General features: G+C 63.6%; 21 protein-coding genes and 1 riboswitch. Of the genes, 13 read left to right on the forward strand and 8 right to left on the reverse strand.

Annotated features, from left to right (window positions below):
- Positions 1-142 precede the first annotated feature (142 nt).
- Both LJY25_RS03745 and LJY25_RS03750 read right to left on the reverse strand, forming a co-directional pair.
- The gene (locus LJY25_RS03745) at positions 143-1,261 is read right to left on the reverse strand and encodes an alkene reductase (RefSeq protein ID WP_227606897.1); all 1,119 of its coding nucleotides are present in this window, start codon (positions 1,259-1,261) and stop codon (positions 143-145) included.
- A 179-nt stretch (positions 1,262-1,440) separates the two neighbouring features.
- On the reverse strand, positions 1,441-2,517 hold the full coding sequence (locus LJY25_RS03750) for a PA14 domain-containing protein (protein ID WP_227606898.1): 1,077 nt from the start codon (positions 2,515-2,517) through the stop codon (positions 1,441-1,443).
- 161 nt (positions 2,518-2,678) lie between these two features.
- A riboswitch (SAM riboswitch) is annotated at positions 2,679-2,788 on the forward strand.
- Positions 2,789-2,859: 71 nt separating this feature from the next.
- Between LJY25_RS03750 and metH the strand changes: the two genes are divergently transcribed.
- The 7 genes from metH (at position 2,860) to LJY25_RS03785 (ending at position 11,905) form a co-directional block, all read left to right on the forward strand.
- Positions 2,860-6,576: a methionine synthase gene (gene metH / locus LJY25_RS03755; protein WP_227606899.1), complete on the forward strand. Its 3,717-nt coding sequence runs from the start codon at positions 2,860-2,862 to the stop codon at positions 6,574-6,576.
- 69 nt (positions 6,577-6,645) lie between these two features.
- Entirely contained in the window at positions 6,646-7,602 is a 957-nt protein-coding gene (gene metF / locus LJY25_RS03760) for a methylenetetrahydrofolate reductase [NAD(P)H] (RefSeq protein ID WP_227606900.1), read from the forward strand.
- 132 nt (positions 7,603-7,734) lie between these two features.
- Positions 7,735-8,214 (forward strand): tetratricopeptide repeat protein, encoded by a 480-nt coding sequence (locus tag LJY25_RS03765; RefSeq protein ID WP_227606901.1) that lies wholly within the window; start codon positions 7,735-7,737, stop codon positions 8,212-8,214.
- A gap of 268 nt (positions 8,215-8,482) precedes the next feature.
- Positions 8,483-9,061 (forward strand): energy transducer TonB, encoded by a 579-nt coding sequence (locus LJY25_RS03770; RefSeq protein ID WP_227606902.1) that lies wholly within the window; start codon positions 8,483-8,485, stop codon positions 9,059-9,061.
- Positions 9,062-9,115: 54 nt separating this feature from the next.
- On the forward strand, positions 9,116-9,763 hold the full coding sequence (locus LJY25_RS03775; protein WP_227606903.1) for a hypothetical protein: 648 nt from the start codon (positions 9,116-9,118) through the stop codon (positions 9,761-9,763).
- 66 nt (positions 9,764-9,829) lie between these two features.
- Positions 9,830-11,359 carry an N-acetylmuramoyl-L-alanine amidase gene (locus LJY25_RS03780; protein WP_227606904.1) on the forward strand — a complete coding sequence of 510 codons (1,530 nt, stop codon included), beginning with the start codon at positions 9,830-9,832 and terminating at the stop codon, positions 11,357-11,359.
- A gap of 120 nt (positions 11,360-11,479) precedes the next feature.
- On the forward strand, positions 11,480-11,905 hold the full coding sequence (locus LJY25_RS03785) for a putative signal transducing protein (RefSeq protein ID WP_227606905.1): 426 nt from the start codon (positions 11,480-11,482) through the stop codon (positions 11,903-11,905).
- A gap of 16 nt (positions 11,906-11,921) precedes the next feature.
- Here the strand turns inward: LJY25_RS03785 and LJY25_RS03790 are convergent, their stop codons facing one another.
- Positions 11,922-13,142: a molybdopterin molybdotransferase MoeA gene (locus LJY25_RS03790; RefSeq protein ID WP_227606906.1), complete on the reverse strand. Its 1,221-nt coding sequence runs from the start codon at positions 13,140-13,142 to the stop codon at positions 11,922-11,924.
- A gap of 120 nt (positions 13,143-13,262) precedes the next feature.
- On the opposite strand from LJY25_RS03790, the gene moaC reads away from it, so the two are divergent.
- Complete coding sequence (gene moaC / locus LJY25_RS03795) at positions 13,263-13,748, forward strand: cyclic pyranopterin monophosphate synthase MoaC (RefSeq protein WP_227606907.1); 486 nt, start codon at positions 13,263-13,265, stop codon at positions 13,746-13,748.
- Positions 13,738-14,919, forward strand: a complete 1,182-nt coding sequence (locus LJY25_RS03800) for an NTP transferase domain-containing protein (RefSeq protein ID WP_227606908.1) — start codon at positions 13,738-13,740, stop codon at positions 14,917-14,919. The genes moaC and LJY25_RS03800 overlap by 11 nt, the downstream gene beginning before the upstream one ends.
- 48 nt (positions 14,920-14,967) lie before the next feature.
- On the opposite strand, the gene LJY25_RS03805 is transcribed toward LJY25_RS03800, so the two are convergent.
- Both LJY25_RS03805 and moaD read right to left on the reverse strand, forming a co-directional pair.
- Complete coding sequence (locus LJY25_RS03805) at positions 14,968-15,384, reverse strand: molybdenum cofactor biosynthesis protein MoaE (RefSeq protein WP_227606909.1); 417 nt, start codon at positions 15,382-15,384, stop codon at positions 14,968-14,970.
- Positions 15,385-15,507: 123 nt separating this feature from the next.
- On the reverse strand, positions 15,508-15,750 hold the full coding sequence (gene moaD / locus LJY25_RS03810) for a molybdopterin converting factor subunit 1 (protein WP_227606910.1): 243 nt from the start codon (positions 15,748-15,750) through the stop codon (positions 15,508-15,510).
- A gap of 127 nt (positions 15,751-15,877) precedes the next feature.
- Between moaD and moaA the strand changes: the two genes are divergently transcribed.
- Positions 15,878-16,882 carry a GTP 3',8-cyclase MoaA gene (gene moaA, locus LJY25_RS03815; RefSeq protein ID WP_227606911.1) on the forward strand — a complete coding sequence of 335 codons (1,005 nt, stop codon included), beginning with the start codon at positions 15,878-15,880 and terminating at the stop codon, positions 16,880-16,882.
- Between the two features lie 163 nt (positions 16,883-17,045).
- Positions 17,046-17,849 (forward strand): alpha/beta hydrolase, encoded by an 804-nt coding sequence (locus LJY25_RS03820; RefSeq protein WP_227606912.1) that lies wholly within the window; start codon positions 17,046-17,048, stop codon positions 17,847-17,849.
- Between the two features lie 100 nt (positions 17,850-17,949).
- Here LJY25_RS03820 and LJY25_RS03825 read toward each other — a convergent pair whose 3' ends face one another.
- The 3 genes from LJY25_RS03825 to LJY25_RS03835 all read right to left on the reverse strand — a co-directional run bounded on the left by LJY25_RS03825 (position 17,950) and on the right by LJY25_RS03835 (position 23,294).
- A complete protein-coding gene (locus LJY25_RS03825) occupies positions 17,950-18,168 on the reverse strand; it encodes a PID-CTERM protein-sorting domain-containing protein (protein ID WP_227606913.1) in 219 nt (72 codons plus the stop codon).
- Positions 18,169-18,250: 82 nt separating this feature from the next.
- Positions 18,251-21,874, reverse strand: coding sequence for an FG-GAP-like repeat-containing protein (locus tag LJY25_RS03830; protein WP_227606914.1), 3,624 nt, complete (start codon positions 21,872-21,874; stop codon positions 18,251-18,253).
- Between the two features lie 259 nt (positions 21,875-22,133).
- The gene (locus LJY25_RS03835; protein ID WP_227606915.1) at positions 22,134-23,294 is read right to left on the reverse strand and encodes a putative sulfate/molybdate transporter; all 1,161 of its coding nucleotides are present in this window, start codon (positions 23,292-23,294) and stop codon (positions 22,134-22,136) included.
- A gap of 129 nt (positions 23,295-23,423) precedes the next feature.
- Between LJY25_RS03835 and fdhD the strand changes: the two genes are divergently transcribed.
- Together fdhD and LJY25_RS03845 are read left to right on the forward strand one after the other, a co-directional pair.
- Positions 23,424-24,305 carry a formate dehydrogenase accessory sulfurtransferase FdhD gene (gene fdhD, locus LJY25_RS03840; RefSeq protein WP_227606916.1) on the forward strand — a complete coding sequence of 294 codons (882 nt, stop codon included), beginning with the start codon at positions 23,424-23,426 and terminating at the stop codon, positions 24,303-24,305.
- Between the two features lie 349 nt (positions 24,306-24,654).
- Positions 24,655-24,978, forward strand: coding sequence for a DUF7009 family protein (locus LJY25_RS03845; protein WP_227606917.1), 324 nt, complete (start codon positions 24,655-24,657; stop codon positions 24,976-24,978).
- Positions 24,979-25,001 lie beyond the last annotated feature (23 nt).

Consider the following 25,001-nt stretch of genomic DNA (forward strand, 5'->3'; position numbering starts at 1 on the left):
CCCCTTCCCCCCCACCCCCCCCCCGGCGGGAAGCAAGCCCCGGGGCCACCCCCCCCCTCCCCCTACCCCCAGCAAAAAAGAGAGCCCCCTCCCCCCGCAGGGGAAAAAGGCCCCTTCTCTTTTTGGCTGAAACGGTAACCGGCTACTGGGCCAGGCCCACCTGCTGCTCAGCTATGGCCGGGTAGTCGATGTAGCCCTTTTCACCGCCACCATAGAAGGTAGCCGGGTCCGGGGTGTTGAGGGCCGCACCCTGCTGGTAGCGCTCCACCAGGTCGGGGTTGGCAATGAACGGCACTCCAAAAGAAACCAGGTCCGCCTCTTTATTGGCCAGTGCCGATTCGGCCGTTTCCTGGGTGTAGCCGCCATTCAGGATGAAGGGGCCGCGGAAGATCTGGCGCAAAGCCGGCGCAATTGCAGGCTGGCCGGCGGGGGCCGCCATCGGGTGGCCGGGCAGGGCCTCAATCACATGGAGATACGCCAGTCCAAACCGGTTGAGCTGCTCGGTCAGGTAGCTGAACGTGCCGAGGCGGTCGGCGTCCTTGATGCCGCCCATCGAGCCGTTCGGGGCCAGACGGATGCCGACGCGGTCGGCGCCCAGCACATCGGCCGCAGCCTGCACGATTTCCAGCGCGAAGCGGGCCCGGTTTTCCACGCTGCCGCCGTACTCGTCGGTGCGCTGGTTGGTACCGTCCTGAATAAACTGATCAATGAGGTAGCCGTTGGCGCCGTGAATTTCAACTCCGTCGAATCCGGCTGCTTTGGCATTCTCGGCCGCCCGGCGGAAATCTTCGACCACGGCTTTCACTTCGTGGATTTCCAAAGCCCGGGGCGTGGGAATATCCTCCATCCCCTTGTCGGTGTAAGCCTGCACGCCCACCGGCTTCACCGCCGATGGCGCTACCGGCAGCTCGCCGTTCTGAAAAAACGGGTGGGAAATGGCGCCTACGTGCCAGAGCTGCACAAAGATGCGGCCACCGGCGGCGTGTACGGCATCGGTAACCTTGCGCCAGCCGGCTACCTGGGCCTCGGAGTAGATGCCGGGGGTGAAAGCATAGCCCACTCCCTGCGGCGAAACCTGGGCGCCCTCGGTGATAATGAGGCCCGCCGAAGCCCGCTGCACGTAATAAGCCACGGTAGCGTCGGTGGGCACGTTGCCCTCGTTGTTGGCGCGGCTGCGCGTCATGGGCGCCATCACGAGGCGGTTGGGCAGGTTCACGGCCCCGGCCTGGAAGGAAGTAAACAGAACAGATGATTGACTCATGTCGGATACAGTGGAAAGCCCGCAATACGCGGGCGTGGTTGATGCTCTCTAACCAGTGTACCTACATAAATGTTTTAAATCGTCGAGACTTCACCATTCCCGGCCGCGGCGGCCAGGCAGCCAGGCTGTATTCTCCTTCCCAGCGTTACCAGAAACAATAGCCAACAGCCACCGGCCAGCTACCGAACCACAACTTCCACCCGGCGGTTACGGGGGCGCTGACGCGGGTCGTCGTTGTCGGCCACCGGCCGGGTGCCGCCATAGCCCTCGGCCACCAGCCGGTGGGCCTCCACGCCGTTGCGCAGCAGGTAGTCGCGCACCCGCTCGGCCCGCTGCCGGGAAAGCTGCAGGTTCAGGGCCGGGTCGCCCACGTTGTCGGTGTGGCCCACGATTTCGAGCTGCAGGGCCGGCTGGCTTTTCAGCAGCTGAGCCAGCTTGTCGAGCTCCGGCAACGAGGAGGGCAGCATTCGGGCTACGCCCTGCTCAAAGTAAAGATGCTCCAGCACCACCGTGGAGCCTTTGGCCAGGGAGCCCAGCTCCGACAGTTCGGACCCAACCCGGGGCTCAGCCATAGTCGCGGGCTGCGCCGGTGCTGGCCGGCGCACCGGCGGCCGGCGGCCGGTTTCCTGTGGGCGCACCGGCACTGCGGCCCGAACGGGGGCGGGCTTCGGGTTTGCCGCAATGACAGGTGAGGCTACCGGTGGTTTTACGGGCGGCGCTACCGGGATGGGCCTGGCCGTGGGTGGAAGCTGAACAAACAGGTGACGGGTGGGCACCACTTCCTCCCGGGCGGGGGCATCCGGGCGCTGCCACAGCAGCACAGCGCGGGCTTCAATGGCCTGCTGAAAGTATTCTATGCGAATGGGGTAGTAGCGCCCGGCTTCCAGCCGGATAGACACGGAGGCCGGCACGTGGTCCTGGGGCCGCCAGCTGTTGATGAGCTGCTTATGGCCCAGCCAGAACCGCAGACCGTCATCCATTACGGTCGAAAACCGGTACTCCCCGGATACAGGCGCCAGCAGGTAGCCGGTCCAGCGAACTGAATACGACTGCACCGGCATGCCCGGGCCCGGGGCCGTGTTGTCCCAGTTAAAGTCAATAACTGCGTCAGTGCGCACGAACACCATCCGCTCGAAGTTCTCCCCGGCAAAGTAGGCGCCCTGTATTCCGCCGCCCGGGGCAGCGGGGGCCTGGGACCAGGCGGGAGTGGAAAATAGGAGCAGCAGCAGCAAGCCCGGACAGTAGCGTAGCAGCATATAGATCAGATAGAAGGCAAGCAATAATTCAGATTTGCAATTCTAACGCAAATCCCCGCTTCCCTTGTATGCCGGTTTCTGTTTAACCCGCGTCCGGCCCCTGGTGGGCGGCGCCGGGGTGGTTTGGCGTTGAGCTTTTCGCGTTCTATCTTTGCTATCGATACTTATCCAGAAAGACCGAGGGACTGGGCCCGACGACGTCTTGGCAACCTGAAATAAAACAAGGTGCCAACTCCCGTTCCAAAACTTTGGCTTTGGAAGAAGATAAGTACAGGACTCGCCTCTGCGCGGCTCTTTCTGGATAGGCTTTACACTATTGCCGATTCACCGAAGAGCAGTTCCATGCAGCCGACGCCCCGCCCCGATTCCCCGCTTTACGATATTCTACAGCAGCGCATCCTCGTACTCGACGGGGCCATGGGCACCATGATTCAGCGCCATACGCTGGACGAGGCCGACTTCCGGGGTGCCCGCTTTGCCAGCCACCCCAAGCCCCTGCGCGGCAACAACGACCTGCTCAGCCTCACCCGGCCCGACATCATCCGGGGCATCCACGCCGACTACTTCGCGGCCGGGGCCGACATGGTCGAAACCAACACCTTCAGCGGCACCACCATTGCCCAGGCCGACTACGGCCTTGAGCACATTGTATATGAGCTGAACTTTGAGTCGGCCCGCATTGCCAAAGAGGTGGCCGACGAGTTTACGGCCCGGAACCCAGCTAAGCCCCGGTTTGTGGCCGGCGCCATCGGGCCTACCAACCGCACCGCCTCCCTTTCCCCCGACGTCAACCGCCCCGGCTTCCGGGCCGTGACGTTCGACGAGCTGGCCGCGGCCTACCACGAGCAGGTGCGCGGACTGGTGGAAGGCGGCTCGGACACGCTGCTGATTGAAACCATCTTCGACACGCTCAATGCCAAGGCGGCCCTGTACGCGGTGCAGAAGTTTTTCGACGAGGGCGGCAAGGTGGTGCCGGTTATGATTTCGGGCACCATCACCGACGCCTCGGGCCGCACCCTGAGCGGGCAGACGGTAGAAGCCTTCTGGAACTCGATCAGCCACCTGCCTTTGCTGAGCGTGGGTTTGAACTGTGCCCTGGGTGCTGACCAGCTGCACGTCTACGTGAAAGAGCTGAGCCGCCTGGCCGACGTGCACATCTCGGCCTACCCCAATGCCGGCCTGCCCAACGCCTTTGGCGGTTACGACGAGTCGGCCCAGGAATTTGCGGCCGTAGTGGAAAACTACCTGAAGGAAGGCATCGTGACGGTGGCCGGCGGGTGTTGCGGCACCACGCCCCAGCACATTGCCGAGCTGGCCAAGCTGGCCGAAAGATACAAGCCCCGCCCTTTGCCCGAGCTGCCGAAAGCAACCCGGCTGGCGGGCCTCGAGCCGTTCGGCATCACCCCCGACAGCCTGTTTGTAAACGTGGGGGAGCGGTGCAACGTGACCGGCTCCCGGGCCTTTGCCCGCCTGATCCGGACCGGCGCCTACGAGCAGGCTTTACAGGTGGCCCGCGACCAGGTGGAAGGCGGTGCCCAGGTGCTCGACGTAAATATGGACGAAGGCATGCTCGACTCCGAGCAGGCCATGACGACCTTCCTGAACCTGATTGCCTCCGAGCCCGATATTTCGCGCGTGCCGGTGATGATTGACTCCTCGAAGTGGACCGTGCTCGAAGCCGGCCTGAAGTGCGTGCAGGGCAAGAGCATCGTGAACTCGATTTCCCTGAAGGAGGGCGAGGACGTATTCCGGGAGCGGGCCCGCACCGTGCGGCAATACGGCGCGGCCATGGTCGTCATGGCGTTTGATGAGAACGGGCAGGCCGACACGCTCGAAAAGCGCATCGAAATCTGCCAGCGCAGCTACGACATCCTGGTAAACGAAGTGGGCTTCCCGGCCCAGGACATCATCTTCGACCCCAACATCCTGACCGTAGGTACGGGCATGGAGGAGCACCGCAACTACGCGCTGGACTTCATCGAGGCCGTGCGCTGGATCAAGCAGAACCTGCCCGGCGCCCTCACCAGCGGGGGCGTGTCGAACATCAGCTTTTCCTACCGCGGCAACGACGTGGTGCGCGAGGCCATGCACACGGCTTTCCTCTACCACGCCATTGCTGCCGGCCTCGACATGGGCATCGTCAACCCCAGCCAGCTGGGCGTGTACGACGAGATTCCGAAAGACCTGCTCGAGCTGGTGGAAGACGTGCTGCTCAACCGACGCCCCGACGCCACCGAGCGGCTCGTGGACTTCGCCGAGACGGTAAAGCAAAAGGACAAAGTAGAAGTGGTGGCCGACGCCTGGCGCAGCCTGCCGGTAGCCGAGCGCCTCCAGCACGCGCTGGTGCGCGGCATCACCGAGTTTATCGACCAGGACACCGAGGAAGTGCGCCGGCAGGTGGGCCGGCCTTTGGAAGTAATTGAAGGCCCGCTGATGGCCGGTATGAACGTGGTAGGCGACCTGTTCGGGGCCGGCAAGATGTTTCTGCCCCAGGTGGTGAAGTCGGCCCGGGTGATGAAGAAGGCCGTGGCGTATCTGGAGCCGTATCTGCTGGCCGACAAGCAGGGCTCGGAGCGGCAGACGGCGGGCAAGATCCTGCTGGCCACCGTGAAGGGCGACGTGCACGACATCGGCAAAAACATCGTGGGCGTGGTTTTGGCCTGCAACAACTTCGACATCGTGGACCTGGGCGTGATGGTGCCGCTGGAGCGGATCCTGGACGAGGCCGTAAAGCAGAACGTCGACGTCATTGGCCTGAGCGGGCTGATTACGCCGAGCCTGGACGAGATGGTGTACGTGGCCCAGGAAATGGAAAAGCGGGGGCTGAAGATTCCGCTGCTCATCGGCGGGGCTACCACCTCCCGCCTGCACGCCGCCGTGAAGGTGGCGCCCAACTACTCCGGCCCGATGGTGCACGTGCACGACGCCTCCCGCTCGGTGGGCGTGGCCGCCAGCCTGCTCGGCTCCAGCGCCGAGGCCTACGCCCGCACCGTACAGGATGAGTACACCGCCCTGCGCACCGACTACGCCAGCCGGCAGCGCGAAAAGAACTACCTGAGCATCAAAGACGCCCGCGCCAACGGCTTCCACGCCGACTGGACCACCGCGCCCATCACCAAGCCGACGTTCCTGGGCACGAAGGTGTTCGACAACTACCCGCTGGCCGAGCTGGCCGAGTACATCGACTGGACGCCCTTCTTCCACACCTGGGAGCTGAAGGGGCGCTACCCGCGCATCCTGGAAGACGAGAACCTGGGCGAAGCCGCGACTAAGCTGTTTGCCGATGCCCAGACCATGCTGCAGAAAATCATTGCCGAAAACCTGCTCACGGCCCGGGCCGTGGTCGGCTTCTGGCCCGCCAACACGGTCGACCACGACACCATCGAGGTGTATGCCGACGACCAGCGGGCTGCCGTAGCCACCGAGTTCTTCACGCTCCGCCAGCAGGGCGAGAAAGGCCCCGGCATTCCCAACCTGGCCTTCTCCGACTTTCTGGCTCCCAAGGAATCGGGCCGGGAAGACTACCTCGGCGGCTTTGCCGTAACGGCGGGACTGGGCATCGAGAAGCTGATCGGGCAGTTTGAGGCTGACCACGACGACTACTCCGTCATCATGGTCAAGGCCCTGGCCGACCGGCTGGCCGAAGCCTTTGCCGAGCGCCTGCACCAGCGGGTGCGGGAAGAGTTCTGGGGCTATTCCGCCGACGAGAAGCTGACCAAGGAAGAGCTGATTCAGGAAAAGTACCGCGGCGTGCGGCCCGCCCCCGGCTACCCCGGCTGCCCCGACCACACCGAGAAAATCACCCTGTTCCAGCTGCTCGACGCCGACGGGCAGACCGGCATTAAGCTCACCGAAAACCTGGCGATGTACCCCGCCTCGTCGGTCAGCGGCCTGTACTACGCCCACCCTGACTCCCGCTACTTCGGTTTGGGCAAAATTGGGCCGGATCAGGTCGAAGACATTGCCCGCCGCAAGAACATGCCGGTCGCCGAGCTGGAGCGGTGGCTTTCCCCCAACCTCAACTACCAGCCGCAGGCTTCGGCAGCTGTCAGCTCGTAGCCGCTGGCCCTCATTCTTCTTACTAATTACTCGCAAAAAGCTAACCGCTATAAGCGAACCGCTCAACTAATGAAAGTAACTGAACACCTGTCCCGTGCCGATGGCAAGACGCTGTTTTCCTTTGAGGTGCTGCCGCCGCGCAAGGGCGAGAACATCCAGAACCTGTTCGGCAACATCGAGCCCCTGATGGAGTTCAAGCCCCCGTTTATCGACGTGACCTACCACCGCGAGGAATACGTGTACCGCAAGCACCCCAATGGCTTTCTGGAAAAGAAAACGGTGCGCAAGCGCCCCGGTACCGTGGGCATCTGCGCCGCCATCAAGAACCGGTTCGACGTGGACACCGTGCCCCACCTTACCTGCGGGGGCTTCTCGAAAGAGGAAACCGAGAATGCGCTGATTGACCTGCACTTCCTGGGCATCGACAACGTGCTGGCTTTGCGCGGGGACCCGATCAAGACTGAGCCCCACTTCGTGCCCGAGCCCGACGGCCACGCCTACGCCAGCGACCTGATTGAGCAGATTACCTGCATGAACCACGGCCGCTACCTCGACGAGGAGCAGGAGGACACGTTTCCGACCAACTTCTGCATCGGCACGGCGGGCTACCCCGAAAAGCACTTCGAAGCCCCCAACCACGGCGCCGACCTGCGCTACCTCAAGCAGAAGATTGACCGTGGGGCCGATTACATCGTGACCCAGATGTTTTTCGACAACGAGCAGTTCTTCAACTTCGAGAAGCGCTGCCGGGCCGCCGGCATTACGGTCCCCATCATTCCCGGCCTGAAGCCCTTCACGGCCAAAAGCCAGCTGACCATGCTGCCCCGCACCTTTTACCTGAACATTCCCGACGAGCTGGTGGACTCCATCCAGGCCTGCCCTGACAATACCGCGGTGCGCCAGGTCGGCATTGAGTGGTGCATCAACCAAAGCCGGGAGCTGATGGCTCACGGCGTACCCTGCCTGCACTACTACTCGATGGGCAAGTCGGAGTCCATCCGGCGGGTAGCCGCGGCGCTGTTCTAGGAGCTGCCCGGCCTGCGTTCCTTCTGGAAAAGCCCGGCTCCTCAGGCCGGGCTTTCTCGTCAATCCGAAGCGCTGATAATCCGCCACGCCCGATCTTACCGTATCAGCCAGTATCACCTCTCCCACCCGGCTATGAACAACCTCGACGAGCTGTTTGCTCAGCTGCGCACGGCCACGGCTCCCCTGGAAATTGAGGCCCTGCAGAACGGAATCTGGCATATCTGGCTGGCTACCGGCGACCAGGCCCTCGACAAGCAGCTCGAAGCCGGCATGCGGGCCCTGGCCGCCGACGACTATAGCCGGGCCATTGCCGACTTCACCCACCTGATCGAGGCCCGCCCCGATTTGCCGGAAGGGTGGAACAAGCGGGCCACGGCCTACTACCTGCGGGGGGAGTACCGCGCTTCCCTGCTCGATATTGCCGAAACCCTGCGCCGCGAGCCCCGCCACTTTGGCGCCCTCAGTGGCTGGGCTACTATCCTGCGCATGCTTGGCGACGATAAAGGCACCCTGCGCGTGCTGGAGCGCCTGGCCCGGGTGTGCCCCCATCTGCCCGGTCTGCAAAGCCAGATGCGCGATCTGCAGGAGCGGCTCAGTGACGAGGCGCCTTAGCTATCACAACCTGCACACCAGCGCGTTATCTTTTTTTTGCTAAAGCAAACGATATCAGCCTCTTCCTGGCATCCAGACCAGGGAGAGGCTGTTTTTTTGTTGCGTCATATTTTAATTTGCATCAGTAGTAAGTACTTACTAACTTCCCTACCTCAACCCCACGCAAATCTCTGCTCTGCTTCTGAAAGTCTGACTTTCTGTTTCATGCTTTCGGAAGCGCCTGCTTCTGATCCCACTCAGAACCTCAATTCCCACTCAAAACGTCTCTATGAAAAAACTTGTACTTAGTCTGTTACTGCTTCTCCTGCTGTTGCCCCTGGGAGTCCGGGCCCAAAAGCTGCGCAAAACCAATTGGGAGAGCGGAATGATGGAAAAGGGAAAGAAAGTCGGGGAGTGGGAATACTATGCCTACACCCGCGACGGCCGGCAGGTGGTGGTCCAGCGCTACGACCACACAACCCAAAAGCTGACGTACTTCCGGCCTGTCGACGATATCATGTACTCCGTGCAGCAGGGCCCCGACAAGTGGGTGCGCAGCCGGGTAGAGCAGCCCCCGCTCTTTATTGGTGGCGATGCGGCCCTGGCCGTGTTCACCTCAAAGCTCACCTATCCGCAAAATGCCCAGGACCGCAAGATTCAGGGTAAGGTGATTGTCGAGTTTACCGTGGACACGCTCGGCCGCGCCTCCAATCATAAAGTGCTGATGGGCATTGGGGGCGGCTGCGACGAGGAAGCCCTGCGCACGAGCAAGGAAATTCCCAACCAATGGATTCCGGCCCGCAAGGACGGCCACGCCGTGGCGGTGGTCTACGAAATGCCCTTCACCTTCCGGCTGCGGCAGGAATAGCCGCCGGCACCGCTCTTGGGTATCCACCTACCGTCGGGCTGCGTAGAGAGGGCTATGAAAACCGCTTTCCATTCCCTCATTGCTCCCGTGCTGCTGGTTGGTGCCCTGCTCGTTACCGCCTGCGACAGCACACCCCGCAGCCGTCAGGCCAAGGCCGAAGAAGAGCTGGATCAGCTTAACGCGGCCATGAACCGCGCCTTTGACAAAGCCGATACGGTTGCCCGCGAAAAGCTGCCGGTCATCAAGGAAGACCTCAAGCGCCAGGCCGCCCGGCTTGATACGAAGCTCGACAGCCTTTCGGTAGAGTCGCGGGCGCGGCTGTCGGTGCTGAAGCGCCGCCTGGCCCGCTACGACTCCGTGAACCGCGAACGGGCCAGCCAGCCGATGAGTGCCGGGTCGGAAAGCGCCTTCCGCCAGGAGCTGCTGGGTACTTACGCCGACGTGAACACGCTGACGGCCCTGAACGTGAATTCCGCCTACACCCAGTTTATGCGCCAGGTCCGGGCCAGGCGCACTACCTGGACCCAGCGCGACTGGGACTACGCCGGCCAGGTGTACCGCGACCTGAACGCCCGCTACCGCACCGTCCGCCTCGACGTGCGCGCCACCGATGAAGTTCATATCAAAGCACTGCAGGCCGAGTTCCTGGCTTTGGAGAATGGCCGCGACGTAAAGGATTTACGCGAAGCCCTGCGGAAGTAAGGAGGAAAAACCGGCAACTTTAGGGGCGCGGCCGACTGCTGCGCCCTTTTCGTTTTCTGCCCGCTGATGAATCCTGTTTTCCGGCTCCTGCTGCCGCTCGTTCCCCTGCTCACTCTTTTCTCCCGCGCCACCGCCCAGAGCGTGCCGCCGAGGAGTGCCCCGCTGATTGAAAGTGTGGAAACCGTGCCCGCCGCCAGCCAGTGGCTGCAGCCCGGCGACCGGCTCCAGGTGCGCCTGAAAGGCCGGCCCGGCAGCCGGGTCACGTTCCTGAACGGGCAGCCCCTTACCGAGCTGCCCGCCACCGCCAAGGGCGTTCGGGGTGTGTACCAGGGCACCTACGTGGTGCGGCCCGGCGACACCCTGCAGGACCGCACCCTGCAGTTTCAGCTCGTGACTTCCGACAGCTCCCGGGCCACGGCCCACACCCTGAGCCGGATACGGTTTCTGAACCCCAACGAACCCCAGCTGGCGGTTACCCGGGGCGCCCTGGCTTACCTGAACTACGGCCTGGGCGAAGACCGCCTCGGCGGAGCCAAACTAGGCTACCTCGACTCCCTGGTGGTGCTGCACGTGACCGGCAAAGTCGGCGACCAGTACCGGGTGCGGCTGGCCGAGGGGCAGCAGGCCTGGGTGCCGCTCGAAGTGGTGCGCCTGCTGCCGCGCGGGGGCTTTGTCCCGACTTCCCTGACCAGCTCCTGGAGCGTATCCGGCGACTCGCTCTACGACTACGTGCAGGTGCCCCTGGATATGCGCCTGCCGTACCGCTCCCAGCTGCTGACCGAGCCCACCCGCCTCGTGGTCGACATTTTCGGGGCTACGTCGAACACCAACTGGATAACCCAGCGGGACGGCCTGCGGGAGTTGGGCGACGTGCACTACGAGCAGATTCAGCCCGACGTGTTTCGGATGGTGCTCAACCTGAAGCACGAGCAGTCCTGGGGCTATTCCATCGGCTACCGGCGCAACACGCTGGTAGTCCGCGTGAAGCGCCCCCCGGCCAGGCTTCGGCTGAAGGGCCTGACCGTGGCCGTGGACGCCGGGCACGGCGGCGACAACCACGGGGCGGTCGGCGCCTCCGGGGTCAAGGAAAAGGACCTGACTTTGGCCATTGCCCTGAAGCTGCGCCGGGAGCTGGAAGAGCAGGGGGCCCGGGTGCTGATGACCCGCGAAACCGACGTGAGCGTGGACAACGGCCGCCGGGTGCTGCTGCTGCGCAAGCTCAACCCCGACCTGCTGGTGAGCATCCACGTGAACTCCTCGGGCAGCGCTTCGGTGCAGGGCACCAGCACCTACTACCGTTACGTAGCCTTCCGCCCGCTTAGTGTAGCCCTGTATGAGCAGATGCGCCAGACCGGCCTGAAAGGGTTCGGCAACGTGGGCTCCTTCAACTTCGGCCTTAACGGCCCCACTGAGTTTCCGAATGCCCTGGTGGAAACGGCTTTTGTATCCAACTCCGAAGACGAGAAGCGGCTCGCCGACCCGGCTTTTCAGCAGCAGATGGCCGAGCGGATAACTCGCGGACTAGCTGACTTTCTGAAGGGCACCCGTGCCAAAGGGCCCAAAGGCTGGCTGCTGGGCCGGCCGGCGGAGCAGTAAGCCTGCCGGGCTTAGAGCAATCAACCTAAAAAAGGTCCTTATTCCGAATCCGGCGGGAAATCTAAGTTCTGAGTTCTATGTTCTAAGCCCTGTAACTCCCGGCTTCCAGCTCCTTCCACCATGTCTTCTGTTCCGCCCACCGACGCCATCGTGGTGGTTGATTCTTTTGCCAACTACGTAGCGGCCCACCTGGCCAAGAGCCGCCTGGACGCGGAGAATATTCCGTGCTTTTTGACCGGGGAGAACCGGCCCTACGGCCCCATTACCGGGGGCATCCGGCTGCACGTGCGCCAGCCCGACCTCAGCCGGGCCCAGGAAGTGCTTCGCTACCAGACCGTGCCGATGGCCGTCTCCGGCCCGGATGACGCCCCGGACCGGCGTCAATGCCCGCGCTGTGGCTCGGCCGACGTGTCGCAGGGGCCCGACGAAACCGAGACGCACTTCCTGCCCCGGCTGCTGAACCTGCTGTTTCTACGGCCCCTGCGCCCCTACCACTGCTTTCACTGCGGCCACGATTTCCGGGAAGACGAAAGCAAAGAAGGCTAGGACCGGTAAATCTGCGCTACTGGCGGAACCGAAGTAAAGGCAAAGGCTCCCCGACGGCAAATTCGGTCTGTGCGGCCGGCAGCTCCAGGAACCCGTCGCAGGAAAGCAGGCCGGCCAGGTCGCCGGAGCCCCCGGCTCGCTGAGGATAAGCCAGCAGCCGGCCATCCGGGGCCGATTCCAGCTTCACAGGCAGAAAGTGCGTCAGTGCCGGCCGAAACGTGACGGCCGTCGCCAGGGCTGCCCACTGCGGAGCCCCGGCCAGACTCTCTGACACCTGGCAGGCCCGCAGCCAGGGCCGCACGTAGCGGTAGTAGTTCACGAAGGTGGAAACCGGGTTGCCCGGCAACGCGAACACGGTGGCGCCGCCGGCTTTCTGCCCAAACCAGAACGGCTTGCCCGGGCGCTGACTTACCTCGTGGAAAATCTGTTCGGCGCCCAGCTCCTGCAAAATGGCAGGCAGGAAGTCGGCCTGCCCTTTGGAAACGGCCCCGCTGAGCAGCACGGCATCAAAGCCGGTCAGCAAGGCCGGCAGGCCCGCGCGCAATGCGGCCGGGTCGTCGTTGAAATGAAATAGCTCTACCCGGGCGTCTTCTTCGAGCAGGGCCGCCCGCAGCATATAGGCGTTGGAACGCCGGATCTGGTGCGGCAGGGGAGTTTGGCCTATTTCCACCAGCTCGTCGCCGGTACTTACCACCGCTACCTGCGGTGTCCGCGTTACGACTACCCTGGCGGCCCCGACGGTGGCGGCCACGGCAATTTCAGCGGGCCCGAGCCGGGTTCCGGCGGGCAGCAGTAGCTCGCCCTGCTGGCGGTCCGCCGCCCGCGGGTGAACGTTGTGGCCCGCAGCGGGCGGCAGAACGAGTACCGTGGCTGTGACGCGCCCGTCGAGTCCGGGTTCGATCTGCAGGTCTTCGTACCGCACCACGGCATCGGTGCCGGAGGGCAGGGCGGCGCCGGTCATGATTTCCACGGCTGTGCGAAGGTCTTCCAACGGCTCCGGAGGAGCGCCGGCCAGCTGGGTCCGCGCAATCGGGAAGACGGCCTGGCCGGCGGCTACGGCCGAAAAGGCCAGGGCAATGCCATCCATGGCCACCCGGTCGAAGGGCGGGAAGTCACGGTCGGCTACCAGATTTTCGCGCAGCACCCGCCCCCTGGCTTCCAGCAGCGGAATGTGCTCCACGGGCAGGGGGCGGACGGAGGCCAGGACCAGCCGGGTAGCTTCTTCAACGGAAATCATAGGCGAAATCAAACAAGCAGCAGGAAAATCGGCTTTACCTTGCCGGCCCCGGCTGCATGGCCGAAGGTACTGGCTGAACGGCGTACGCCGGGCCTTTTTCCATTACGTATCCCGACCCGTATGTCAACTTCTCCTTTCACTCACCTGAATGCCGCCGGTCAGCCCGCCATGGTGGACGTGGGCGGCAAGCAGCCCACCCGCCGCGTGGCCCGTGCCCGCAGCCGCGTGGTACTGGGCGCCGAGATAGTCGGGCTGGTGCAGGCCGGCGACCTGCCTACCCGTAAAGGCCCGGTGTTCCAGACCGCCATTCTGGCCGGCATCATGGCCGCCAAGAAAACTGCCGATTTGATTCCGCTCTGTCACCCCCTGGGCCTCGACGACTGCCAGGTCAGCATCAGCGTTATCAGCGCCGATACCATCGAAATCGTGTGCACGGCTACTGTGACGGGCAAAACCGGGGTGGAGATGGAAGCCCTGACCGGGGCATCGGTAGCAGCCCTGACGGTGTACGACATGTGCAAGGCCCTCTCCCACGACATCGTAATCAGTGAGACGCGTCTGCTGGACAAGACCGGGGGCAAAAGCGACTTTCATCATGCCGACTAACGACCACCAGCCCTACCGCAAGCATGCCGCCTTGGCCCGCCCCACCGTAGGCGAGTTTGGCCGGCAGGAGCTGGCTATCCTGGGGGCGCCTTGCGGTAAAATCAAAGAACTAACCGCCCGTCTGCTGCCTTTGCTTAGCCCGGCCTTGCGCGTGGCTTACGTGGACGCCGACCACGCCGCCGGCGACGATGCTGCCGAAGGTGGTGCCGGGGGAGCCAGCCCGATCCTGCTGGCCGGGGCCAGCGCCGAAGTCACCGACAAGATTACGTTTCGCCGCCTCGACCAGCGCCGGGAGCTGGACGCGTTTGCCCAGCGGGAGCTGCTTACCCACGAAAGCCTGGTGCTCGTGAACGGCAACCACTTCCGGGCCCGGCAGCAGGTCATCATCCTCGACCCGGCCAAGCCCCTGGACCGCAAGCTCGACCGCCTCACCGACGTGCAGCTGATTTTGCTGCCGGAGGGCGTCACGGAGGCTCCCGGGTATCTGCAAGATCATTTCGCCGGCCGCACCATCCCGCTGCTGCCCTTGGCTGATACCAGCGCCATTGCCGGCTTTATCCGGCAGTGGTGGCTGGCCGCGCTGCCGCCGTTGCGCGGCCTGGTACTGGCCGGGGGGCAGAGCCAGCGGATGCAGACCGACAAAGGCCGCCTGCGCTACCACGGCGCTGAGCAGCGCGAGCACGCCGCTGCCCTGCTGGCCCGGGTGTGCACCGACGTACACGTCTCCTGCCGCCCCGACCAGGTTGCTGATCTGCCCGCGGGCCTGCTGCCCCTGCCCGACCGGTTTCTGGGCCTGGGCCCGGTGGGCGGCATCCTCAGCGCCCTGCAAACCGATCCGGACGCGGCGTGGCTGGTGGTGGCCTGCGACCTGCCGTTTCTGTCGGCAGCTACGCTGCAGCACCTGGTGGCGCACCGCAACGGGTCTAAAGTGGCCACGGCCTTTCAAAGCCCTGACAACGGGTTTCCCGAGCCCCTGATTACCATCTGGGAGCCCCAGAGCTACGGCGTGCTGCTGCGCTTCCTGGCTTTGGGCTACTCCTGTCCCCGCAAAGCCCTTATCAATTCCGACATCGAGCTGCTCCCAGCCCCCGACCCGCGGGAGCTGCGCAACATCAACACCCCGGAGGAAGCGGCCCAGGCCCGGCAGGAGCTGGGTAGTTCGGAGATTTAGAGCAGCCCCTTCGTCTATAGTGCATTATCCCTAAATCTCTCCTCCTGCTCAGGGATGGGCCGCTACCCAAACCGAGCCGTCCTCGTACTCTTCTTTTTTCCAGATGGGCACCACCTGCTTGATGGTGTCGATGATGAACTGGCAGGCGGCAAACGACTCGGCCCGGTGGGGCGTGCTCACGGCTACAACCACGGCCACGTCGCCGATTTCCAGCCGGCCTTTGCGGTGGGTGATGGCCACCTGCCGCAGCATAGGCCACTTTTCCCGGGCCAGCTCGGCCACGCGCCGCATCTGGTGCAACGCCATCTTGTCGTAAGCCTCGTAATCGAGTCGCACCACCTTTTTGCCCGTCGACTGGTTGCGCACGGTGCCGATAAAGGTGTTGACCGCGCCGGCGCCGTCGTCCTGCACCGCGGCCAGGGCGGCGGCCACGTCAATAGGCTGGTCGGTAAGTTCTATCTGCATTCGAGCTGTAGTATTTACGTCTGTCGTTCCACCCTGATAAGGTCCTTCACTACGTCGACCTTCGGTTCGCTCGGCGGACGCCAGATCAAGGATGACAGACACGGTGGCTTGCTTATCAATTTTTTACCCTCCGCTCACCGGCGGAATCAGGGCAATTTCGTCGTGGGGGCGCAGGAGCTGGTCGGGGGCCGCGTACTCGCTGTTGACGGCCACGGCGAGGCTGGTCAGCTCCGCGAAGCGCGGATATTGCCGGGCCAGCTCGGTCTGCAGCTCGGCCACGGTGGCGTTTTCGGCAGTGGAGACTTCCAGCTCCGGGCTACCCACGATTTCCTTGGTAATGCCAAAAAGGGAGATTTTCAGTTTCATTTGTTTAGGCCAGGTGCTTGCATGCGAAAGTAGGCAGTACGGGGCGAAAGCCCGACCGAACGTTTTTTGCCCGTACCTCGTCCTGTTTCCGCCGGCCCGCTTACCGGTTTTGCCGTTCCTTTGCAGTATGCCCGTTGCTTCCCCCGTTCTGTTTGATAACCATGGCCGCCCACTGGAGTACCTGCGCCTGGCCGTCACGGACCGGTGCAACCTGCGCTGCTTTTACTGTATGCCCGCCGAGGGCATTGAGTACGTGCCCAAGCAGGAGCTGCTAAGCTACGAGGAGATGGAGCGGCTCGTAACCCTGCTGGCCGGGCTGGGCGTGCGCAAAGTGCGCCTCACCGGCGGGGAACCGTTCGTCCGCCGCGACCTGGTACCCTTTATGGAGCGCCTGGCCCGCATTCCCGGCATCGACGACCTGAGCCTCACCACCAACGGGGTACTCACCGCGCCCTACGTCCCGGCCCTGAAGCAGCTGGGGGTAAAGGCCGTCAATCTCAGCCTCGACACGCTTGACCGGACCCGGTTTGCGCGCATCACCCGCCGCGACGAGCTGCCCCGGGTGCTCGACACGCTTTATGCCCTGCTGGAAGCCGGCATTACCGTCAAAATCAATGCGGTGGTGATGGGCGGGCAGAACATCGAGGACCTGGTGCCCCTGGCCGGTCTGACCCGGGAGTTGCCGGTCGACGTGCGCTTTATCGAGGAAATGCCCTTCAACGGCGGCAGCCACGCCCCCACCCTGCCCTGGAACCACGTCCGCATCCGGGAGCACCTGCAAGCCCACTTCCCGGGCCTGATGCCGACCGCCGCCGCCCCCGGCGACACGGCCAGCCACTATACCATCCCCGGCCACGCGGGCAGCATCGGCATCATTGCGGCTTTCTCGCGCACCTTCTGCGGTACCTGCAACCGCATCCGCCTGACGGCTGAGGGCGGCCTGAAAACCTGCCTCTACGACCAGGGAGTACTCGACGTGCGGGCCCTGCTCCGTGGCGGCGCTTCGGATGAGGTAGTAGTAGAGGCGTTGAAGTCCGCCTTCCGCCACCGGGCCGCCGACGGCTTCGAAGCCGAGCGGCAGCGCCCCGTGCATCAGCTCAGCTTTGAGTCGATGAGCACGATCGGGGGGTAATGATCTAATTGATTTCTTAATATTCAGAACGCATTCCGAGCGAAGCCGAGGAATCTCGCGTGCTGACGCAGGAGTTGTTAATCCAACATCAGCACGCAAGATGCTTCGCTGGCGCTCTGCATGACCGCCTTTTTAATCATTACTTGCTAACTGTTAGAAAGTTATGAAGCTTATCCTCGCGCTACTCGGCATTGCGGCCCTGCTGTATGCGGGCATCTGCGTGCTGCTGTTCTTTAAGCAGGAGCACCTGCTGTTCTTTCCCTCCCGCCTGCCGGCTACCCACCGCTTCAGCTTCCCCGGGCAGTTTGAGGAGCGGTGGATTCTCATGGCCGATGCTACCCGCCTGCACGGCCTGCTTTTTCATGCCGATGCCCCGGCCAAAGGCCTGATCTTCTACCTTCACGGCAACGCCGGTGCTCTCGACTCCTGGGGCGACGTGGCCCCGACCTACACCCGTCTCGGCTACGACGTGTTCGTGCTCGACTACCGCGGCTACGGCAAAAGCCAGGGGCAAATCAGCAGCGAACAACAGTTTCTGGCCGACGCCGAAACCGCCTATCAGCAGCTGCTGCCTGAGTACCCTGAGGCTCGTACTGTCCTGCTCGGCTACTCCCTGGGAACCGGGGCCGCCGCGTGGCTGGCTTCCCGCCACCACCCACGCCGGCTGGTTCTGCAGGCACCCTACCCGAGCATGACGGCAATGGCCCGGCAGCACTACTCCTGGATTCCCGGCTTTATCGTGCGCTACCCGCTGGCTACCGATAAGGTCTTGGCCCGGGTGGCGGCGCCCATCACCATCTTCCACGGCGACCAGGACGAGGTCATCAGCTACCAGGGCTCCTTACAGCTGAAGAAGCTTCTCAAGCCTGGCGACGAGTACATCACCCTGCCCGGGGCCGGCCACAACGGCATGACGGAAAACCCGCTCTACCAGCAGCATATCCGACGGGTACTGGGTTTACAGTAGGCATTGGAACACCCTGTGCCCCTGACCAGGCCAGCTATAATGCGAAAGGGTCATTGGCAGCAGCCAATGACCCTTCTTACGCTCAGCGAGTAGCCTGAAGCTAGCGGCGCGTCCGCAGCCGCTTTACCCCATAGGCAGCACCGGCCGCCAGCAGCAGTGCCACGCCCCCGTCGATAGGTACGGAGGTAGGTGTGGAGGGCGTCGGGGTTGGGCCACCGCTGTCCGGGTCCTGGGCCACCACCGGCTGGCTCAGGCCGGCAGCAAGCACTACGAGCAGCCCGCCGGTCAGCCGGGAAAAGATAGTCGGGAAGGTTTTCATATTATATTCTTTAAAAGTACCAGAGAAACGGGAAAGGCAGCTCACGTCCGGACCGGTACGCCCGGCCCGGACGTAGCCAGTTTTACTCGACTACCAACTGCTTTACGACCACGCCCTGCAGGGTGGTGAGGTTCAGCAGATACAAACCAGGCGCAACGCCGGCCAGAGAAATCGTGCGGCCCTCAGCCCGTCCGTCAGCCGGCAGCGTGAAGCTGCGCACGCGCTGCCCCAGGGTGTTCGTCAGCGTCAGGGAAGTTGCCTGCTGCCGCAGTGCCACCGGAAGCTCAATTGATACTGCCTGACGGGCCGGGTTGGGGTAAAGCAGCACCTGCTGGCTAAGGGCCGAGGGGGCCACGGCCATTACCCGGCTTGCGGTCAGCAGCACGGAGAAGCGGGAAGCGAGGCTGGTGGCACTGGCCGTGAAGGTGTATACCGGCTGCCGGGCCAGGTCGACGACGGCGCCGGTGAAGGCATCGCGCAGGTAGGCAAAGGTGCCGGCGGGCAGATTAGCCAGCTGAGCAGCCCGCAGCGTGTAGGACCCGCTACCGGGCACGGTTACCTGCAGGGGCACTACTACGTCAGTGCCAGTAAGCGGGGCCAGGCCCTGTACCGACAGCGTCTCGTCGGTGCTGCTGACAGCTGCCACGTTCAGGCCGGTGCTGTTAGGCAGCTTGTAGGCGTCGTAGTTGCCATCGAAAGCTGCGGTGGCACCGGCTTCGGCGTACAGGTATACATCGTCGGTAAGGTCAGCAGCGCCGTTGCTTAGCGTGAGCTGCACCTGCGGCCGGGTGCTGGCGGCACGCTGGAAGGTGGGCGTCGCGCTGTAGGTCGTGACGCGGTTGGCATTGGTCAGGGCGATGGAGCCGGACGCGCCGGCGGTGCTGGCCCGCACGAAAAAGCCCTGGCCGGCGGCAATCAGACCGGTGCCGGCGCCGGTGCCATTCACGAACGAGGTATAGACCCCGCCGTACTGGCTCGTGCTTTTGTACACGTACACGGCCGCATTCACGTTCGTACGGGCGGCATCCGTTACCGTTCCCCAGTCCAGGGGTGAGGGGTACGGATTGCCCATCAGGTTCCAGCCGGTTTTGTCGGCGGCTCCAGCGGAAGGAATCGGGTTTGAGCGAGTGATGCCGGCAAGGGTGATGGCAGTCTGCGTAAACGTTCCCTGGAAGTCCACCAGAGCGCCGTTGGCAATGTGCACGCTATAGCCCCGGCCCGGCGTCAGCGGATCAGCCGTGCTGGCCGGCGACTGCCATCCTTTATCGAACACCGAGATACCGGTGGCCGAGTTGGACAGGCGGCTCTGGTTGTAGAGAAATACGTTGGGGAAGGGCGTGAAAGCCAGCGGCGTGAGCGAGGTGTTGTAGCCGTCGTTTACGCTGGGCGTGAAGCCGGTCGTGGCCAGATCGGCAACGGTGCTGCCCGTAGTGGGCGAGGAGAAGTGGCGGTAGCCGATGCCCGCTGGGTTGCTGCTGCCGTCGATGAAGCGCTGCATTACGGCGGTGCTGCCTACAACCTGTCCGGAGCCGCTGTTCACGACCAGGGCCGTACCGGCGGCGCTGGAAAGCAGGGTCAGGGCATTGCCATTAAGGTTCAGATTGCCCGAGCCGCCCATAATCACCAGCTGCGACACGCTGGTCGGGTTGCTGAGCGTGACCGGCGAGCTGTTCACGGTACCCAGATTCCGCACTTGGGCCGGCAGACCGGCACCGGTGACCTGGGCGGCCGCGCCGTCGTAGATATAGATGGCATCGGTGCTGAAGGAGCGGGTTCCGGAAACCTGGACGGCTCCCGTCGCCCCCGAAGCGGTAATGCCCGCCGGGTCGCAGATGGACAGGGTTGCACCGGCATCCAGCGTAAAGCTGCCGGCCCCGGTCAGGGCTTGGCACCTGGTAATCAGCTGGCCGCCGCTCTGCACTACCAGCGTGCCGTTTACGGTTAGCGGGCCGGTAAGCGTAGCCACGCCGGTGCCGGTTACGGTTACGTTATTGTACGTTCCGCTCACGTTCTGGGGCGAGGACACAACCAAGTCGGTGATGGGCGTACCCTGGTTGAGGCGGACGCTGGTATTTGCCGAGCCGAAGTTTCCCGTTGCGAAATCCACGTCCCCGTCGCTGTCGAGGTCACCCACGGCCAGTCCCGACGGCTGAGTTCCCACCGGCACCTGGGCATTGGTGGCGGGAGCCGTAAAGACGCCGCTGCCGTTGTTGAGCCGAACGCTTACCTGGTTGGACGACTGGTCGGCCGAAAGCAGGTCCAGGCTGCCGTCCCCGTTCACGTCGGCCAGGGCCAGGTGCTCGGGGTTGGATCCGACCGCGACGGAGCCATTGGTGGCCGGTGTCTGGTAAACGCCGCTACCATTGTTCAGGCGGATGCTGAGAGTGTTCGACATGTAGTTGCAGGCTACCATGTCCAGGTCACCATCCGCGTCCACGTCGCCCACGGCCACCTGCACCGGGGCAGTACCCACGGGAATTTCAGCGCCCGTGGCCGGGGCGGAGAATACGCCGCTGCCGTTGTTTATCCGCAGGCTCACCGAGGTGCCGGCACCAGAGCCGTAGGAGGCGGTAAACAGATCCAGGTCCCCGTCATTATCGGCATCGCCGATGGTCATGCCCAGCGGGAAGTTGCCGATGCTCACGTTGCTGCCACCGCTGAACACCCCGTTGCCGTCGTTGAGGCGGATGCTGACGGTATTGTCGTTGTTGTTGGCCACCAGTAGGTCCAGGTCGCCGTCGCCGTCCACGTCGCCCATGGCCGCAGCCAGGGGGTAGTTGCCCACGGCTACCTCGGCGCCGGTGGCTGGAGCGGAGAATACGCCGCTGCCGTTGTTTTTTCGGATGCTGACGGTAGAACCACCGAAATTCTGGGTAGCTACCATATCCAGGTCACCGTCGGAGTCGATGTCACCCAGTACAACGGTGCGGCTGGGGCCGCCCACGGCTACCTCGGCGCCGGTGGCCGGGGCCACGAAGCTGGTGGAGTTCAGCCCGTTGTTGATCCGGACGCTGACGAAGGACGTGTTGACGTTGGGCACGACCAGGTCCAGGTCGCCATCACCGTCCACGTCGCCGATGGCCAGGTTAAAGGAGTTGGTTCCCGTGGTTACCTGCGGCGTGGCAGCACCCGTCGACAGGTTGGCGCTGCCCCCGGCCACGGCGGTAATGAACTGCACTACCTGGGGCTGGGCCAGGCTGCCGGTGCTGCTCTGCACGCCGGTGGTGATGGTGGCCGAAACCGTTTCACCTGCCCGGAAGTCGGTGCTGGGATTGAAGGACAGCGTACTGCCGCTGACGGAAGCCGTACCGGCCAGCTTGCCACCGCGCTGGGCACTGAAGACCCGCAACGCGTTCTGGGTGGAAGCGTTGTTCAGCAGCGCCTCGGAAAACGTAGCCTCCACGTTGCTGGTCCGGCTGGCGTTGCGCAGGTTGCGACCGGGCGATACGCTGGTGAGCGTAGGTGCCAGTACGTCGAGCAGCACTACGGGCAGGGGCAGCACAGGGGCAGACGCTGCTGACCGGGCCGGGGCCGGCGGAACAATCAGGCCGGCCGGCCGCGTGTTGGAAGTGTTGGGAGTAAGACCAGCAGCCGGGCGGGCAGTTTGCGCTCCGGCGGGCAGGGCCAGACTAGCAGCCAGCGCCACCGAAAGGCAGTGAAGCACCCGGGGAGCACCAGCCAAGTGAAAAGGTACGAGTGATTTCATACGAGAGCAATTAGGGTTGGGAAACGAGAACGGTGAATTCATTTCAGTACTGCACCCAAGCTGCTCGACAGTCTGGCGTAGGCGGGGCATATTAGAAATTCGCTAGAATAGGGGTGAATATTCCAAAATTCATCATGAAATTCCTATCTTTTTATAGGATTAATAACGGACGGTGTCCGAACGCGTGGGTCCGCCGAAACTTCCATCTGACTGAAAATTCAGAGGCCACTAACGCCTTGCCCAAAAAATTAATAAGCACTTACTTCCCCAGCCCAACCCAGCCCCGCTGCATGGCATAATAGAGAATAGTGCCCACGCCCAGCCCCACCAGGTATCCGTAGGGCAGGCCCCAGCATAGCAGTCCGACCAGCAAAGCCACAGTGAGGTCGATGCGGGAAGTGGTCAGGTCGCGTATAAGTGTGGCTAGCGTAAGGGCCTCAAACAACAGCAGCACCCCCAGAATGGGCAGCGGGAAGATCTGCACGACCTGCGCAAAGCCCTGGCTGAAAAACAGGCCCAGCGTCAGGAAAAGGCCGCCGTACAGCAGCACCGACGTGCCGGACCGGGCCCCGAAGGCGTAGTGTCCGACCAGTCCGCCCGAGCCGTGGCAGACGGGTACACCGCCAAAAAACGGGTTCACCAGGTTCATCAGGGCATAGGTGAAGCTGATCTGCCGCACCCGGATGTCGCGCTCAGGAAAGTAGTCAGTAAGGGCCTGGCGGGTGGCCAGGATGGAGTTGCCGAGCGACAGGGGAATCTGAGGCAGGGCCAGCAGCAGGGCCCCGGTGAGAATGTCGGCGCGGGCAGGCACGTGCCAGCCCGGCAGGTGCAGCCCTACGGCCGCCGTGGCGGTAGCCAGCTGCAGCTTGAAGATCAGGGCGTAGCTCACACCCAACGCTACCACCAGCAGGGCTGCGGGCCAGCGCCGGTTGCCGAGCAGCACTACCGTAATCCCAAACGCCGCGGCGGCCAGCAGGTAGCCGTTCAGCCCGTCGGCGGGCACGTATTCCTTGAGCGCCAGGGACGTTAGCTGCAGGGCCAGCCCAAACTGAATGCCGCGGACCACCGGCTTGGGCACCAGCCGGGCCAGCAAGTCAATCAGCCCCAGCACCGACAGTACCAGCATCGCGACGCCGATGGCCAGGCCGCCCCCGAAAATCACATTGCCGGGCAGCTTTTGGGCAATAACCAGGGCGGCAAAGGCCTTGAGCGGCTGCACCGGCATCGGCAACCCATACCACAGCCCCGAAAACACCTGCATCAGCCCAAACATAACCAGTACCCCGGCACTGTCGACGCCCGAAGCGGCAATGATGCCGATCAGCAGGGGTAGGTCGGTGCCCAGGTCGCCGAAGGCTCCGGCCAGCTCGTTGCGGTCGAAGGTGAAGCGGCGCTTGGGCAGAGGGGCAGTAAGGGGCACGAACAACGGGTAAGGCAAAGGGAAAGTCGGCGCAGGGCGGGCTGCAAGATTACACAAACCCCGGGCGGGGTCAAACGTTTTAGCAGAGCCCGTTCCCGGGTTCCTGTTTTCACTTCTGACGTTTTTGCCGTGCCCGCGCCCCCCGTTTTCCTGCCCGCTTCCAGCTACGAGTACGCCACCGTACGCAAGGTATCGGGCGAGACCCTGACGACTGCGTCGGACATAGTAGCGGCGGAGGAGCCCCTGGAAATCCGGCTGGGATTTGGGCCGACGGCGGAGCGCCAACACCGCACCCTGGCCATTACGATGCGCACCCCGGGCCACGACTTTGAGCTGACGGCCGGCTTCCTGCTCACCGAGGGCATCGTTCAGCATCAGGCCGACCTGACCGGCGTGTTGTACTGCCCCGACGTGGAAAAGCCCGAGGAGCGCGAAAACGTAGTCCGGGCCGAGCTGGCTGCCCACGTCGCCACCGACCTGCCCCGGCTGGAGCGGCACTTCTACACCAGCAGCAGCTGCGGGGTGTGCGGCAAAACCAGCATCGACGCCGTCCGGGCTGCTTCCTGCCCGGTGCTGCCTCCTGACGGCCCCACCGTGCCGGCGGCCGTCATTCACCAGCTGCCGGAGCGGCAGCGGGCCGCCCAGGCGCTGTTCGAGCAAACCGGGGGCCTGCACGCGGCGGCGCTGTTCTCACCGGAGGGGGAGCTGCTGCTGCTGCGCGAGGACGTGGGCCGGCACAACGCCCTGGACAAGGTAATCGGCGCGGCGCTGCTGGCCGGGCAGCTGCCCCTGCACAACACGGTGCTGCTGGTAAGCGGACGAGCCTCGTTTGAGCTGGTGCAGAAGGCCGCAGTGGCAGGCATTCCGGTACTGGCGGCGGTGGGCGCCCCCAGCTCCCTGGCCGTACAGGCCGCCCGCGACTTCGGCATGACCCTGCTCGGCTTCGTGCGCCAGGGCCGGTTCAACGTGTACTGCGGGGAGGCGAGAATTGTGACGGGAATCGGGAGTTGATGGAGCAAGAAGTTAGGAGACGATGTAAATGAAGACCTCCCCTTTCTTATCACCTACATTTTATGAGAGCGGGCAAATCGGTATTTCCGGCCAGGTCCTATCTTCCGTTGCTGCGTACAACTTGCGTCAGGCCGGGCATACAGTAACAGAGAGTTATTTAGTTCTCGAACGTCATTCCGAGCGAAGTCAAAGCATCTCTACCGCTCCGTTTGGGGTTACTAACTCAACGAAGCGGTAGAGATTCCTCGACTTCGCTCGGAATGACCGCCTATATGAATTACTGTCCTCAGAGTCTCCTCCATCAACTCCTGCCTCCTGCGCAGCAGCTCCCAGCTCCTAACTTCTCCTTATGAAGCTTCGCATTGAAGACAACTCCCTGCGGCTGCGGCTGTCCGAGGCCGAGGTGCAGCAGTTTGCCGACCAGGGCCGGGTGGCCTGCACCGTACCGCTGGGGCCCCTGCCTACCGACCAGCTGGTGTACGCCCTGGAGCGCGCCGAACAGGAGGAGTTTCAGGTAATCTACGAAGCCGGGGCGCTGACCGTCACAGTACCCGCCAGCCTGGCGCAGAGCTGGACGTCCACCGACCAGAACGGCCTCGTGGCCACGCTGCCGCTGGCTTCCGGCCAGTTCCTGCGCATTCTCGTTGAAAAAGACCTGGACTGCCGCCACTAGCGGCTTTCCCAACTATTACTCTG

The sequence above is a fragment of the Hymenobacter translucens genome, assembly GCF_020685205.1.
Taxonomy (GTDB): Bacteria; Bacteroidota; Bacteroidia; order Cytophagales; family Hymenobacteraceae; genus Hymenobacter; species Hymenobacter translucens.

Bases quoted from the DNA above. Each gene is read 5' to 3' on its own strand.
- LJY25_RS03745 (WP_227606897.1), bottom strand. From the start codon at position 1,261: ATGAGTCAATCATCTGTTCTGTTTACTTCCTTCCAGGCCGGGGCCGTG.
- LJY25_RS03750 (WP_227606898.1), bottom strand. From the start codon at position 2,517: ATGCTGCTACGCTACTGTCCGGGCTTGCTGCTGCTGCTCCTATTTTCC.
- metH (WP_227606899.1), top strand. From the start codon at position 2,860: ATGCAGCCGACGCCCCGCCCCGATTCCCCGCTTTACGATATTCTACAG.
- metF (WP_227606900.1), top strand. From the start codon at position 6,646: ATGAAAGTAACTGAACACCTGTCCCGTGCCGATGGCAAGACGCTGTTT.
- LJY25_RS03765 (WP_227606901.1), top strand. From the start codon at position 7,735: ATGAACAACCTCGACGAGCTGTTTGCTCAGCTGCGCACGGCCACGGCT.
- LJY25_RS03770 (WP_227606902.1), top strand. From the start codon at position 8,483: ATGAAAAAACTTGTACTTAGTCTGTTACTGCTTCTCCTGCTGTTGCCC.
- LJY25_RS03775 (WP_227606903.1), top strand. From the start codon at position 9,116: ATGAAAACCGCTTTCCATTCCCTCATTGCTCCCGTGCTGCTGGTTGGT.
- LJY25_RS03780 (WP_227606904.1), top strand. From the start codon at position 9,830: ATGAATCCTGTTTTCCGGCTCCTGCTGCCGCTCGTTCCCCTGCTCACT.
- LJY25_RS03785 (WP_227606905.1), top strand. From the start codon at position 11,480: ATGTCTTCTGTTCCGCCCACCGACGCCATCGTGGTGGTTGATTCTTTT.
- LJY25_RS03790 (WP_227606906.1), bottom strand. From the start codon at position 13,142: ATGATTTCCGTTGAAGAAGCTACCCGGCTGGTCCTGGCCTCCGTCCGC.
- moaC (WP_227606907.1), top strand. From the start codon at position 13,263: ATGTCAACTTCTCCTTTCACTCACCTGAATGCCGCCGGTCAGCCCGCC.
- LJY25_RS03800 (WP_227606908.1), top strand. From the start codon at position 13,738: ATGCCGACTAACGACCACCAGCCCTACCGCAAGCATGCCGCCTTGGCC.
- LJY25_RS03805 (WP_227606909.1), bottom strand. From the start codon at position 15,384: ATGCAGATAGAACTTACCGACCAGCCTATTGACGTGGCCGCCGCCCTG.
- moaD (WP_227606910.1), bottom strand. From the start codon at position 15,750: ATGAAACTGAAAATCTCCCTTTTTGGCATTACCAAGGAAATCGTGGGT.
- moaA (WP_227606911.1), top strand. From the start codon at position 15,878: ATGCCCGTTGCTTCCCCCGTTCTGTTTGATAACCATGGCCGCCCACTG.
- LJY25_RS03820 (WP_227606912.1), top strand. From the start codon at position 17,046: ATGAAGCTTATCCTCGCGCTACTCGGCATTGCGGCCCTGCTGTATGCG.
- LJY25_RS03825 (WP_227606913.1), bottom strand. From the start codon at position 18,168: ATGAAAACCTTCCCGACTATCTTTTCCCGGCTGACCGGCGGGCTGCTC.
- LJY25_RS03830 (WP_227606914.1), bottom strand. From the start codon at position 21,874: ATGAAATCACTCGTACCTTTTCACTTGGCTGGTGCTCCCCGGGTGCTT.
- LJY25_RS03845 (WP_227606917.1), top strand. From the start codon at position 24,655: ATGAAGCTTCGCATTGAAGACAACTCCCTGCGGCTGCGGCTGTCCGAG.